The sequence below is a fragment of the Rhodococcus sp. IEGM 1406 genome (assembly GCF_030056745.1).
GTDB classification, from domain to species: domain Bacteria; phylum Actinomycetota; class Actinomycetes; order Mycobacteriales; family Mycobacteriaceae; genus Rhodococcus_F; species Rhodococcus_F erythropolis.
Genome location: NZ_JASHKO010000001.1, coordinates 735867 through 748572 on the forward strand (window position 1 = coordinate 735867; position 12706 = coordinate 748572).

Annotated in this window: 13 protein-coding genes; 7 read left to right on the top strand and 6 right to left on the bottom strand. The window is 61.7% G+C overall.

Features of this window, described 5'->3' with window-relative positions; genetic code table 11:
- The first annotated feature begins 4 nt into the window (after positions 1–4).
- Entirely contained in the window at positions 5–1246 is a 1242-nt protein-coding gene (locus QM596_RS03570; protein ID WP_283308151.1) for an RNA polymerase sigma factor, read from the top strand.
- Positions 1247–1254: 8 nt separating this feature from the next.
- On the opposite strand, the gene dprE1 is transcribed toward QM596_RS03570, so the two are convergent.
- From dprE1 to QM596_RS03585, 3 genes are all read right to left on the bottom strand, one after another.
- Positions 1255–2667 (bottom strand): decaprenylphosphoryl-beta-D-ribose oxidase, encoded by a 1413-nt coding sequence (gene dprE1 / locus QM596_RS03575; protein ID WP_283308152.1) that lies wholly within the window; start codon positions 2665–2667, stop codon positions 1255–1257.
- Between the two features lie 62 nt (positions 2668–2729).
- Entirely contained in the window at positions 2730–3308 is a 579-nt protein-coding gene (locus QM596_RS03580; RefSeq protein ID WP_283308153.1) for a DUF7822 domain-containing protein, read from the bottom strand.
- 26 nt (positions 3309–3334) lie between these two features.
- Positions 3335–3943, bottom strand: coding sequence for a TetR/AcrR family transcriptional regulator (locus tag QM596_RS03585; RefSeq protein WP_283308154.1), 609 nt, complete (start codon positions 3941–3943; stop codon positions 3335–3337).
- A gap of 140 nt (positions 3944–4083) precedes the next feature.
- Between QM596_RS03585 and QM596_RS03590 the strand changes: the two genes are divergently transcribed.
- The 3 genes from QM596_RS03590 (at position 4084) to QM596_RS03600 (ending at position 6865) form a co-directional block, all read left to right on the top strand.
- On the top strand, positions 4084–5229 hold the full coding sequence (locus QM596_RS03590) for an acyl-CoA dehydrogenase family protein (protein ID WP_007730036.1): 1146 nt from the start codon (positions 4084–4086) through the stop codon (positions 5227–5229).
- Positions 5230–5358: 129 nt separating this feature from the next.
- Entirely contained in the window at positions 5359–6120 is a 762-nt protein-coding gene (locus tag QM596_RS03595) for an SDR family NAD(P)-dependent oxidoreductase (protein ID WP_003939707.1), read from the top strand.
- Between the two features lie 97 nt (positions 6121–6217).
- Entirely contained in the window at positions 6218–6865 is a 648-nt protein-coding gene (locus QM596_RS03600; RefSeq protein ID WP_019745481.1) for a TetR/AcrR family transcriptional regulator, read from the top strand.
- Between the two features lie 2 nt (positions 6866–6867).
- On the opposite strand, the gene QM596_RS03605 is transcribed toward QM596_RS03600, so the two are convergent.
- On the bottom strand, positions 6868–7329 hold the full coding sequence (locus tag QM596_RS03605) for an SRPBCC family protein (RefSeq protein WP_019745480.1): 462 nt from the start codon (positions 7327–7329) through the stop codon (positions 6868–6870).
- An 89-nt stretch (positions 7330–7418) separates the two neighbouring features.
- On the opposite strand from QM596_RS03605, the gene QM596_RS03610 reads away from it, so the two are divergent.
- From QM596_RS03610 to QM596_RS03620, 3 genes are all read left to right on the top strand, one after another.
- Positions 7419–8045: a TetR/AcrR family transcriptional regulator gene (locus QM596_RS03610; protein WP_030536574.1), complete on the top strand. Its 627-nt coding sequence runs from the start codon at positions 7419–7421 to the stop codon at positions 8043–8045.
- Positions 8046–8799: 754 nt separating this feature from the next.
- Positions 8800–10092 (top strand): MFS transporter, encoded by a 1293-nt coding sequence (locus QM596_RS03615; RefSeq protein WP_283308155.1) that lies wholly within the window; start codon positions 8800–8802, stop codon positions 10090–10092.
- A gap of 104 nt (positions 10093–10196) precedes the next feature.
- The gene (locus QM596_RS03620; RefSeq protein ID WP_283308157.1) at positions 10197–10700 is read left to right on the top strand and encodes an NUDIX domain-containing protein; all 504 of its coding nucleotides are present in this window, start codon (positions 10197–10199) and stop codon (positions 10698–10700) included.
- Positions 10701–10850: 150 nt separating this feature from the next.
- Here the strand turns inward: QM596_RS03620 and QM596_RS03625 are convergent, their stop codons facing one another.
- Together QM596_RS03625 and QM596_RS03630 are read right to left on the bottom strand one after the other, a co-directional pair.
- Positions 10851–11270, bottom strand: a complete 420-nt coding sequence (locus QM596_RS03625) for a nucleoside/nucleotide kinase family protein (RefSeq protein WP_125052065.1) — start codon at positions 11268–11270, stop codon at positions 10851–10853.
- A 237-nt stretch (positions 11271–11507) separates the two neighbouring features.
- Positions 11508–12527: a Gfo/Idh/MocA family protein gene (locus QM596_RS03630; protein WP_283308159.1), complete on the bottom strand. Its 1020-nt coding sequence runs from the start codon at positions 12525–12527 to the stop codon at positions 11508–11510.
- Positions 12528–12706 lie beyond the last annotated feature (179 nt).

Here is a 12706-nt window from a genome sequence, read left to right on the forward strand (position 1 = left end):
CGCCGTGGACGAGCAGGCCGAGAATTCCATCGAATCAGTGTTCCGGGAGGAACGTGGACGGCTCTTGGCCTCGCTCGTCCGCCGTTTCGGTGACCTCGATCTGGCCGAGGAAGTCACGTCCGAAGCCGTCGAAGCCGCGTTGGTGCGCTGGCCCGTGGACGGAGTTCCGGAAAAACCCGGTGCCTGGCTGCTGACCACGGCGCGTCGTAAAGCCGTCGACAGGCTTCGTCGTGATCAGGCCTACGCGGCGCGATTGGCCGTGATGCAGGTGGACGCCGACCGTGCCGACCCGGCGCCGCCCGTCGTCGAGGGGGAACTTCCCGACGAGCGGTTGCAGCTGTTCTTCACCTGCTCGCACCCGGCGCTCGCCGAGGACGACCGAATCGCACTCACCTTGCGTTGCCTCGGCGGGTTGACGACGCCCGAAGTAGCTCGGGCCTTCCTCGTTCCCTCGGCGACGATGGCGCAGCGGATCGTGCGTGCGAAGAAGAAGATCCGTCAGGCTCGGATTCCCTTCCGAACTCCCAGCGCCGAAGAACTCCCGGAGCGTCTGCCCGGTGTTCTGCAGGTGATCTATTCGGTGTTCACCGAGGGGTACGCCGCCAGTTCGGGTCCAGCTCTGCAACGCGTCGACTTAGCAGTAGAGGCGATCAGGCTGGCGAGGATCTTGCGCGCTTTGCTTCCCGAGGAGCGCGAGATCGCCGGGTTGCTCGCGTTGATGCTTCTCGTCCATGCGCGCCGGGATGCCCGTACCGACGCCGGTGGCGCGATCGTGCTCCTCGAAGATCAGGATCGCGGGTGCTGGGATACGCCGATGATCGAGGAAGGAAGCGACCTGGTCGTGGTCGCGTTGACCGGGGGAGCGCCGGGGCCGTACGGGGTCCAGGCGGCTATCGCCGCATTGCACGACGAGGCCGCCGATGTGCAGAGCACCGATTGGCCGCAGATCTGCGCGCTCTACGGAGTGCTCCTCACGCTGACTCCTTCGCCGGTCGTGGCAGTCAATCGGGCAGTTGCGCTGGCGATGCGCGACGGCGAGGAGGCGGGTCTGACCGCGCTGGAGGAGCTTTCCGGGGAGCCTAAACTTGCCGAGTACCACCCGTATCACCTGGCGCGCGCCGAACTGCTCGCGCGGTTGGGGCGTGCCGACGCGGCAGCATCTGTGTACCGGCAAGCTCTGAAACTCGTTGGTACGGAACCGGAGCGGGCCTACTTGGAGCGTCGGCTCGGTGAGATCTCTGACTGATCGGCGCCTCAGATCAATTCGAGTCTTCGGGCCATGTCGGACACGAAAACACCTGTCGGATCGATATTTCTGCGCATCTGGATCCACTCGTCGATTCGCGGATACATCGAGTGGAAGTTCGCCGCGGTAGTCCGAGAGTCCTTGGCGGTGTAGAGGCGACCGCCGAATTCGAGTACCCGTTTGTCGAGGGAAGCGACGAACTCACCCAGTCCGGGCTTGATCGGGAAGTCGAAGGCCACGTTCCACCCGGACATCGGAAAGCTCAGTGGCGCTGCGTTTCCTTCGCCGAAAAGTTTGAAGACGTTGAGCGCTGAGTAGTGTCCCGAACGCTGGATATCGCGGATGATGCTCTTGAATTCGTCCACCGCGTCGACGGGTACTACGAACTGGTATTGCAGGAATCCCTTGGACCCGTAGGCGCGGTTCCACTCACCGATGAGGTCGAGCGGATGGTAGAACTGCGTCAGATTTTGGACCTTTCCGACGTAGTTGCCGCCGGTACGGTAGTAGAACTCGCCGATCGCAGAGGCCGAAAGCTTGTTCATCAAGCCGTTGGGAAAAACATCCGGAGTCGTGAACAGTTGTGGTGCATCGAATTTCAACGGATTCTTCTGCAATTTCAGCGGAAGCTGGTCGACGGTCGCCAACGAACCACGCGTGATCGAGGCCCGGCCGAGCTTCGGCGGCGCACTGACTGCATCGAACCAGGCGCTCGAATACGTGTAGTCGGCTTCGCTGCCGTCGCTGTGAGAAGCGACGGTTTCATCAAGACTCGCGGTCAGAGCGCCGTCGTTGACGAAATACGCCGTTTCGGTCGGCGTCATCTCGAGGGTGACGCGCAGGATGATCCCGGTCAGGCCGATTCCGCCGACGGTAGCCCAGAAGAGCTCGGATGTCGGGCCATGCGGCTCCAAGGTTCGGATACTGCCGTCGGCAGTGAGCAGATCCATCGAGCGGACATGATTTCCGAAGCTGCCTTCGGTGTGGTGGTTCTTGCCGTGGATATCGCAGGCGATCGCTCCGCCGATGGTTACCTGGCGTGTTCCGGGGAGAACCGGGACCCAGAGGCCGAACGGTAGTGCCGCCCGCATCAGCTGATCGAGGGAAACTCCGGCGTCCATCTCCACCAGTCGGGTCTGGGCATCGATCTTGTGAATTCGACGGAAGGCAGTCATGTCGATGACCAAGCCGCCGGTGTTCTGCGCGTTGTCTCCGTAAGACCGACCCAGACCGCGGGCGATGACTCCGCGTCGGAGGTGCATGGGCTTGTCTGCATTGTCGTCTGCGACGCGGGCGACGGCCTTAGCGATCGCCTCTACATCAGGGGTCGAAACGACGTGCGAGGTCGTTCGGGCTGTGCGACCCCAACCGCCGAGGACGGTGGACGCAGTGGTTGGTAGATCGGTGGAGTTGTCGGGCACGAAATCCGAGGGTACCTGTTTGCGGACCAACTGGTCTGAAACCGATGGCTGTGCCGGTTCGGCTATCGCGGGAGGTCCAAAACGAAGTACAGGGTCTCGGACCAGTAACCGAGGCCGAGTTCGCGTAGAGGTTCCTCGACGCTCTCCTGAGTCGGCGTGAACAGCCGCTCCCAGAAGCGCGGCTTGGTGGGTGCGAGTGTGGCCAGGGCCGCCTCCATCTCGGCGTCGATGTCCGCCAGACCGGTCATCAGGGCCGTGCCCTGTTCGGCGAACGGTTCGTCGTCCATGTCGAAGATCTCGCCGCACTCGAGGACGAAGTAGTGGTCGGGTTCGGTGTGGCTGCGCAGGAAACGCAGCGCATCGCCGGCCATCGTGCCGAGTTCGGGGTGATCGATGCGGCTGAGGAAGTCTTCGAGCCGGGCGATACCAGGACCACAGGGCGCGGTGACCGCGATCAGGTCTGGGGTGTCGTCCCAGATGATCGACTGGCGGGCGAGCGGATTCACGGACACAAGGATCCGGGGGACCAGCGGTATCGCGTACGACCACTCCGAGATTCCTGTGAGTCCGCGGGTGCGAGCGGCAGCCGGATGCTCATGCGGGGCAACAGGGGTCGAGTAGAGATAGGTGCGGTTGGCCACTGGCCGAGTCCTTTCTGCGGTTGGCGTCACCTGATTCGGGCGGCGCCCACCATCCTCAATGCCAGGTCTCCGTACAGTTTTCCAATGTCTTCCGGATTCGTGTAATTGCCGGCCGGGAACCAGCGGCACACGTCGACGCACAGGGACATCAAGGCGAGGGTGACGCCTTCGGCATCGGGGATCGTGAAGTCGCCCGACTGGACGCCGGCGTCGACAACCTCCCGGACCACCCGCGTCGTGCTGCGGCGAAGCGCGACGACGGTTCGGTAGTGCTCTGGTGTGAGTGCAGTGAGTTCGTATTGGACGACGCGAGCGAGTGAGTGGTGCCCGGCCTGCCAACTGGCGAAGGTGCTGACCAGTTCCTGGAGGCGAACGGACGGCTCTTCACCCGGTCTGTCGGCGCCCTCGACCACCTTCAACGCTTCGGTGTGCCCTTCGAAGCTGATCGCGAAAAGCAGCTCTTCTTTCGAGCGATAGTGCGGGTACATGGCGGCGGGACTCATGTCGAGTCGTGCGGCGATGTCACGGGTGGTGGTGCCGCCGTAGCCCGCGGAGGCAAAAGCGTCCACGGCTGCCGCGCGGATACGGGCCGCAGCTTTGGAGGGGCTGATCACCACGTCAGGTGAATCGCTCACGGTTTCCTCCAGGTGTGACGGATTTCGATGTTGACAATATCCCGCTCTCGATTCACTATAAGCAGATGCTTAGATTCTAAGCGGATGCTTAGGAACATCGTTACGTGTGGCATTGCCACGCCGAAAGGAAGCAACTCGTCATGCGTCGCACTCTGTACGGACCCGATCACGAGGCATTTCGCGAATCTGCCCGCGAATTCGTCAACCGGAACATCCTTCCGGTCGCAGAGAAGCTGATCGACCAGCGCTTCATCGATCGTGAAATCTGGCTCGAAGCGGGACGCAACGGCTTCCTCGGACTCGAGGTTCCAGAGGCGTACGGCGGAAGCGAAGCCGGCGACTACCGCTTCAACGCTGTTCTGGCCGAAGAACTCTCGCGTGCCAGTGCAGCTGTTGCCTCGAGCTTCGGCATCCATGCCGACGTCGTTGCTCCGTACCTCGTTCAGCTCACCACCGAAGAGCAGAAGCAGCGTTGGCTGCCCAAGTTCTGCACCGGTGAGATGCTGACGGCCATCGGCATGACCGAGCCTTCCGGCGGATCCGACCTCGCCTCGCTCAAGACCACTGCGGTCAAGGACGGCGACGACTGGATCATCAACGGCTCCAAGACCTTCATCACCAACGGCTACAACGCTGATCTCGTGATCGTGGCGGCGCGGACCAGTCCCGAGAAGAAGTCCAAGGGCATCACGCTCTTTGCCGTCGAAACCGGCATGGAAGGTTTCGAGCGCGGACGCAAGCTCGACAAGGTCGGCCAGCACGAGTCCGATACCGCTGAACTGTTCTTCGAGAACGTTCGCGTGCCGTCCACCAACATCATCGGTGAGATCGACCGCGGGTTTATCCACATGATGGAAATGCTGCCGCAGGAGCGCGTCGGCGCTGCGGTGTCCAACATCGCGCACGCTGCTCCGATCCTCGAAGAGACGCTGCAATATGCCAAGGACCGCAAGGCTTTCGGTCAGCCGATCGGCTCGCTGCAGTGGAACAAATTCCTTCTCGCGGATCTCGTGACCCGCATCGAGGTCACCCAGGCTTACGTCGACAACTGCGTCGCAGCACACGCTGCCGGCGAGCTGACCGCCATCGACGCCGCCAAGGCGAAGTGGTGGACCGCGCAGGTTCAGAACGAGGTCCTCGATCACTGTGTTCAGTTGCACGGCGGCTACGGCTTCATGACCGAGTACCGCGCCGCTCGCGCGTGGATGGACGCCCGCGTCACCAAGATCTGGGCCGGATCCAACGAAATCATGAAGGAACTCATCGGCCGCGATCTCGGCCTGTAATTTCGCAACTGCAGTCCATATGTCACTGCAGTCGATACGCCACTGCAGTCCATATGTCACTGCAGTCGATACGCCACTGCAGTCCATACGTCACTTCCCGAACCCGACGACACAGGAGCATCACCGCGCATGTCTGTTCTCGACAAGTTCTCTCTGACCGATCGAGTGGTCATCGTGACCGGTGCGTCGTCGGGCCTCGGGGTGGCGTTTGCGAAAGCCGCAGCAGAGGCGGGTGCGGACGTCGTCCTCGCTGCTCGCCGCGTCGACAAGCTCGAAGACACGGCCAAGCTCGTGCGTGACGCAGGCCGCGAAGCGTTGTGCGTGGCCACCGACATCGTCGATCCGGCACAGGCTCAGAACATGGTCGACGCCGCGATGGAGAAGTTCGGCCGCGTGGACGTGCTGGTCAACAACGCCGGCGTCGGAACTGCCGTTCCGGCGACCCGTGAGACCCCGGACCAATTCCGCGCCGTCATCGACATCAACCTCAATGGGTCCTACTGGGCAGCGCAGGCCTGCGGCCGCGTCATGCTCCCGGGCAGCTCCATCGTCAACATCTCGAGCATTCTCGGATTGACGACCGCCGGACTCCCACAGGCCGCCTATGCGGCGAGCAAGGCAGGCGTCGTCGGATTGACCCGTGACCTCGCACAGCAGTGGGGAACGCGCAAGGGCATTCGCGTCAACGCGATCGCGCCAGGCTTCTTCAAGTCGGAAATGACCGACCAATACAACGACGGCTACTTGGACGCGATGGCTCCGCGCCTGATCCTCGGCCGCATGGGCGATCCTGAAGAGCTCGCGGCCACCATGGTGTGGCTCGCGTCCGAGGCAGGCGGATACGTCACCGGTCAGACCATCGCCGTCGACGGAGGAATCACCATCACCTGACGCCGATGCCGAGATGTCGCCGGCTTTGCCGTATAAGTAGCTGGTGACCTCTCGCGCCGAACCTCAGGAGAACTGGGAAGACCGTCCGCCACCATCCATGGCAGCGACGGAGCTTCTGCGTGACCTGCCGGTGACTGCCCGCGGCGTCCGGACCAGGGCTTCTCTGGTCGCAGCGGCTCGAACGGTGTTCGAGCGCGCAGGGTATCTCGATGCCCGTCTGACGGACATCACCAAGGAAGCGAACTGCTCCACCGGCACGTTCTACACCTACTTCGACAACAAAGAGCAGATCTTCGCCGCAGTTCTCGACGTTGCGCAGGAAGACATGTTGCACCCCGGCATGGGACGGGTCCGCGACGTCGACAATCCGTATGCGGTCCTCGAATCGAGCAACCGTGCCTACCTGACGGCGTTTCGCCGCAACGCCAAACTGATGGGTCTGCTCGAGCAGGTATCGCACATCGATCCGGCCTTCGCGAAACTGCGTCGGGACCGAGCCGAGACCTTCATTTCTCGTAATGCCCGAGCCATCGAACGCTTGCAAGCAGCTGGCAAGGCAGACGGCTCGTTGGATCCGCTGTTGGCTTCCCGAGCACTGTCGGCGATGGTGAGCCGTCTTGCCTACAGTTCGTTCGTCTCCGAGGAACCTGGCGCCGACGGCAACCCCGTCCCGTTCGAGGACGTCGTCAAGACGGCTACTCAGGTGTGGGCCAACGCGCTGGGCCTCGAAGGCGACCGCGGGTAGTTTCAGCCTTCGCCGCGGGCCGCGAACTGCTGCTCGAGGCTGTGGCGCAACGTCTCCTCGCTGTTCCTGACAGCGTTTTCGACGAACGGCCCGATCAAGCGGCCGAGAGCTTTGCCGGCAATGCCGCCGGGGAGTTTGTAGGCGAAGTCGACGGAAAGCTCGGTCTTGGAATCGTCGATCGCGGCGAACTCCCACGTGGACGAGTTGGATACACCGCCGAGCGAAGACAGCTTGATGATCCGATTCTTCTCCCACTCGGTGACCTCGAGCTTGGAGCGCAACGTGCTTGGCCCGATCTGCATGGCCGCGTCGAACGTGGCGCCGAGCCCCTGATCGAACTCTCCGAACGGTGTGAACTCGGAAACACCGAACATCCACGTCGGGACGTTGCGGTAGTCGTCGATGTAGTCGAAGGCGACATCAACCGGCACGGCAGCAACCGCGGAGTGGCGAACATGGATCATGACTGGTCCCTGTCTTTCGGTGAACATCGACTGTAACCAATGGCACCGACGCGTTCGGCGGCGGCGCAACGGCGATCTACGGTATCGGTATGACGAACGAGCTTCCGGTACGCGGGTCCTGGCGCGATTACGAAGACCTGGGACTACCGAAACCGCTCGCTGCGGCGCTGGAGGCGTTCGTCGAGCAGGGCTATCACGGGACTTCGATCCGTGACGTCGCGTCGCGGTCCGGGCTGTCGGTGCCGGGGCTCTACCACCACTACCCGTCCAAGCAGGCTCTGTTGATCGGACTGGCGACCGTGGTGATGACGGAGTTGTTGGAGCGAAGCCGCGCCGCCGAACTCGATGCAGGGGACGATCCCTCGGACCGCTTCGACGCGGTGATCGAATCTCTGTTGCGGTTCCACATGTTTCGACGCGAGCAGTCGTTCGTCGCCTCCTCCGAGATTCGCAGCATGGAGCCCGACAGCCGGGCTGGTTACATCGCGCAGCGCGACGAACAGCAGAAGCAGGTGGACCGGATCGTCCTCGACGGCGTTGCTTCGGGCGTGTTCGAAGCCGACCATCCCGAGGATGCCAGCCGAGCTGTCGTGACGATGTGCGTCGCCGTCGCGGTGTGGTACCGACCGGACGGTGAGTTGTCTCCGGACGAGTTGGTGGAGAGGTATCTGGAGATAGCGCGTCGGATGGTGGGGGCGAAGCGGGTGGGGGAGTGACTGTGGGGGCGAAGCGGGTGGGGGAGTGACTGTGGGGGCGAAGCGGGTGGGGGAGTAACTGCTGTGTGCAGTGTCGCGGTAGGCGGTCGCCAGCGTTTGGTGTCGGCCACGACGCGTTCAACCTCGCTTTTGTTTGCCTGGGAAATCGCATAGGTCGGTCGCATTGACCAGCGCGCGGACACGGTTTGCTGCGTTGCGAAGGCGTTCTCCAACTATCGGATTCCGGACGGCCGCGGCGGCCAACGACTTTGCGACAGTGGCGACTTCATCGCCGCCGGGGATCAGTAGGCGGTCAGCGCCGGCCAGGAGGCTTGCGAGTGCGGTCTCGCGGGTGACCGTCCACGCGTCGTTGCAAAACAGTGCAGGCTCGCTGTAGCGACTTTTACACCGGCACGAGGCTCACCTTCGGGCATACGGCTCGGTCGATCGATTACCAGTGCGCTGATTCTTGCCGTATTGACTCTTCCACGTGCGGTGATACGTTTAACCGCACGAGAGTGGTGAATGTTATCCCCCGGTGTCGTTACGCGCAATGATGCAGTGCGCAGTGCCGACCTGGCGGGCGTGCGGCTGCGGGGACTGTTTGGCCTAGGATGTGCGCGATATGTGCATATTTATGGTGAATTAGTTCTCGCACTGCGCATCGTTGTTGTGATGGCGACTCCGTAATGTGATTTGGACAACGCTGATTGCAGTACATGACGTGCCTCGCAACCCTATTGAGGGGCACGCGTGTGCAGATTGAGGACTCACAATGACTACGAACATTTCGGAAGACCGGCCGGCGCTGAGCCTCCAGCGAATTCGGCTTGCCCGGGTTGCGACATTCTTCGGATTCGCGCAATTGGGAGCGGTCATGCTCACGTGGTCGACGAACACCACTGCGCTCCGTGCTCACCTGGGGTGGTCGGGGGAGGGCGGCGACTCGAATTTCGGGCTGGTGGCATTGGCGATCGGTGTCGGCGCTGCAGTCGGCTGCTTCCTCATCGGGCCGTTCGTCGACAGGTACGGTCCGCGAGCCACCTGTATGCCCACGATGATCATCTACCCGTTGATGTATATCCCGTTCGCGTTCTTGCAGGGTATTGCCAGCGCAATGTTCCTCGGCGTGATGATCGGCTTGTTGAGAGGTGCCTTCGACACCGCCTTCAACACACATGGTGTGCAGGTGGAGCGTTACTACGGCAGGCCCATCATGTCTGCGTTCCACGCGGCCTATCCGGCAGGCGGATTCGTCATCGGCCTGGTGGCCAGTGCAATCGCCCGTCACTATGTCGATAGCCCCGCCGTGGCCTACATCTCGATCGGTGTCACGATGTCGGTTCTCGGAGCTGTGTTCGGTCGCTGGCTGTTGACTCGCGATGAGCTGCTACCCCCGGATGCCGCAGCCGTTCTCGGGAAGCAATCGGCAACCGGGAGATCGGCGTCGACGACGACTTTGCTGATCATGGCCGGATTCGGCCTCTTGATGCTGGCATCGATGCTCAGCGAAGGCGCAATTCTGGACTGGGGACAAGAGTTCGTCCGGCGCCATGCCGATACCAGCGCTGGTATGGCTGCGACAGCTGTGACCTTCTACTCCGGTGCACAATTCGTGGGGCGCCTCTTCGGTGACCGGCTCGCCGAGTACTTCGGTGCGCGCGTCATCGTGGCCGTCAGTGGTGTGATCGGATTCGTCGGTGCCTTGCTTGCGATCGGGGGTGCGTCAGCTCCGTTCGCCCTGGTGGGATTCGTTCTCCTGGGGCTCGGGCTGGCATGCATGGCTCCGCTGATGCTCTCTGCTGCCGGCCGTCGTGACCCCGAGAACGCCGGAAGAAACATCGGAATTGTCAATGCGATCGGCTACGTCGGCATGCTCGTCGGGCCGGCTGCGATCACGCTCATCGTCGACGGATTCGGAATCGGCTGGATGCCGGCGCTGCCGGCAATCTTGCTCCTGCTCATCGCCGTCGGCGGTCCTGTATTGATGAAAACCGTTCCGCGATACTCGGAAACTGAACGTACGGGAAATGCTCCGAAGCCGGAGCATCACACGGTCTCCCACTGAGGTCGAACAAGCAGTGGCCCACGTGCGAGTACATCGAAATCCGGTGTACTCGCACTGGTGTCACCGAACGGAAGGAAATTCTGTTCGGGATTTGAGGAAGAAACATGAGCACCGGCGGACCTTCGGAGTCGATCAGACGTTCTGCGCGAGCGCTGATCGTGGATCATTCGTATCGAATACTGTTGTGCAAGTTTCGATCTAGATCCGATGAATCCTATTGGATCACGCCCGGTGGCCGTTGTGAGGAACGTGAGACCCCACGCGGCACACTCGAGCGAGAGCTTCGAGAAGAGGTAGGGCTCGAACTACGCACGACGCAGCCGCTCGTCTGGCGCCAAACGATCATCGATCCAGAGCACTTTCCCGGATTCAGCGGCGTCGACAACTTCTATTTCCTGGTTCGAGTTCATGGGTTCGAACCACGAGGGGCATTGACCGACGCAGAATTGCGCGATGAGCACCTACACGGTTTCAGATGGTGGACTCTGGAAGAGATCGAGAACTATTCGGGTTCGGCCCTTTTCGCGCCTCACGATATCGCCGAGAGACTCGATCTCACCCTTCGTCGCGGGTCGCCGTGCCCGGTAGTGTGTTTCGGCTCGGATTGATCCAGGTTGCTACTCGTACAGAATCGGGCCGCGCGATCGCTGGCGACACCGACGCTCTGTACAGGAGAATATGCCGTAACTGGGCAGCGACCCGTCGTAGACAACCCCGTGGACGACTCGTGATGCCAATGCTGTTCGAGGTCGACGCGGTTATGTTCGGCGCACCAGGACTGTGCCGTTGGTCGCAGAGTTGGTTCCAGACACGTGAAACATTGCGTGCGCCCAGGGGCGGTCCGCGTTCAGCAACGAATTCTCTTCGATCATCCTGTCGTCGTGATAGCCCTGTGGATCCTCGCCGAGCTCGACCAATCGTTGTCGCGCTGTCTCCGGTGCGGTGTCGACCCACACTGTCGCGTCGTACAACATCCGCAATGAACGGCGGATCGACCCGGCACCTTCCACGAGAAGCAACGTCGTCTGGTCAGGGACAGCGATATCGCGAGGCTTGTCGTGGTTCGGCTGGAAGGTGAATGGAAGCCCATTTCGCCGGATAGGTTCCAGTAATTCCTTGGCGAGCAAGGTATCCCAGCCAAAAAATGTTCGACTGCACGCGATGTCATCTGTGTGCACGATGACCGTCCCTGTACAGTTTGCCGATAACAGTGCGGCCAGCGTCGACTTGCCGGAACCACCCCTCCCATCGATCCCTACGATTGCCGGGCCGCGCCCAACTGAACCGGCCCGCAGAAGTTCCACGAATTGTGGGATCGCGAATCTATTCCAATCCGTATTTTCGTCACGCTCAGTGGGACGTTTCATGAACCTCTACCTTGGATCGAACCAGCTCCGAGTGTGAATTGTGAACGGCTACTGTCCACAGAAGTCGACTGGGACCCGGTTACCCGTCCTGGCCGACTCGAGTATCGAGATGCTCACTGCCAGTGCGTTGGTCGCGTCGAGTCCGTCGACGACTGGTCGGCCGTCACCGCGCGTGGCACGGGTGAAGTGTTCCAGCGTGATGTCGTACGTGTGCCGGCGGTCTTCGACATCGATCTCGTGCGATCCCCGGCGATCGTGCAGAACGACCGACCCGATGGGTTCCGGAGTCATGACGTCGGCTGCATGAAGGCTGCCGGCTGTCCCGTGCACCTCCACATACGTGGGTGCGAATGGCGTAGTGAAAGTGTCGTGGAATCGTACAAGGACGTTGTTCTCGTAGAGAATCGACGAGGAGGCTGCATCTTCGGCTTCGGTCACCCAATCTCCTTGGGCCACAGTGATCGCGCTCGCCGTCAGTGCTCTTGTGCCGAGTAGCGGATTCACGACGGAGGCGTTGTGGCAGGAAAGATCCATGACGGCGCCTGATCCCGGCGTGCTACCGAGTCGCCACCCTCGCAAACGTTCGGGTAGGAGCGACGTGTGGCGAACACTGACCGACAGAATCCGGCCTATGTCGCCGCGTGTCACTGTGCGTCGAATGGCCTGGTGCGTACCTGCGGCAGGCAGGTGGTGGTTGACACCTAGGACTACGCCGGCGGATTGGCAAGCGGCGGTCATCTTCCGCGCATTGTCGATGCTCGTCGACAGCGGCTTCTCGCAGAGAACGTGTTTTCCGGCTGCTGCCGCCGCGCACACCTGCTCGAGGTGGCGATCATTTGCACTGGAGATGTAGACCGCATCGATGAGGGGATCGCTGAGCAGATCGTTCAGCTTGTTCGTTCGGTTCGATATCTCGTTCCGACGTGCGTACTGCTCGGCGTGGTCCGCATTTCCGCTGTACACGGAACTGATGTGGTGGCCGGTCCTTCGCAGTGCGGGAATCATTCGCGTTTCGGCGATATCACTCGCACCGACGATTCCCCAGACGAGATGCGGTTGTTCGCTCATCGAAGTATTCCTTCTCGGGCATCGACGATGTCGAATAGACAACGACGGCTCCGGGTATTGGCCGACTCGACGTCAGGAGTTCGGCGCGGACGAAATCTTGTAGGCCAACACTACGAAGTGGCGATAAATATCGACAGCGCCAAAACGTGCAAGCGTGAGCCGCTGATCGACCACTGTGA

Excerpts from the sequence above, each read along its gene's own strand:
- QM596_RS03590 (WP_007730036.1), top strand. The coding sequence starts at position 4,084 with ATGCGTCGCACTCTGTACGGACCCGATCACGAGGCATTTCGCGAATCT.
- QM596_RS03595 (WP_003939707.1), top strand. The coding sequence starts at position 5,359 with ATGTCTGTTCTCGACAAGTTCTCTCTGACCGATCGAGTGGTCATCGTG.
- QM596_RS03600 (WP_019745481.1), top strand. The coding sequence starts at position 6,218 with ATGGCAGCGACGGAGCTTCTGCGTGACCTGCCGGTGACTGCCCGCGGC.
- QM596_RS03605 (WP_019745480.1), bottom strand. The coding sequence starts at position 7,329 with ATGATCCATGTTCGCCACTCCGCGGTTGCTGCCGTGCCGGTTGATGTC.
- QM596_RS03610 (WP_030536574.1), top strand. The coding sequence starts at position 7,419 with ATGACGAACGAGCTTCCGGTACGCGGGTCCTGGCGCGATTACGAAGAC.
- QM596_RS03615 (WP_283308155.1), top strand. The coding sequence starts at position 8,800 with ATGACTACGAACATTTCGGAAGACCGGCCGGCGCTGAGCCTCCAGCGA.
- QM596_RS03620 (WP_283308157.1), top strand. The coding sequence starts at position 10,197 with ATGAGCACCGGCGGACCTTCGGAGTCGATCAGACGTTCTGCGCGAGCG.
- QM596_RS03630 (WP_283308159.1), bottom strand. The coding sequence starts at position 12,527 with ATGAGCGAACAACCGCATCTCGTCTGGGGAATCGTCGGTGCGAGTGAT.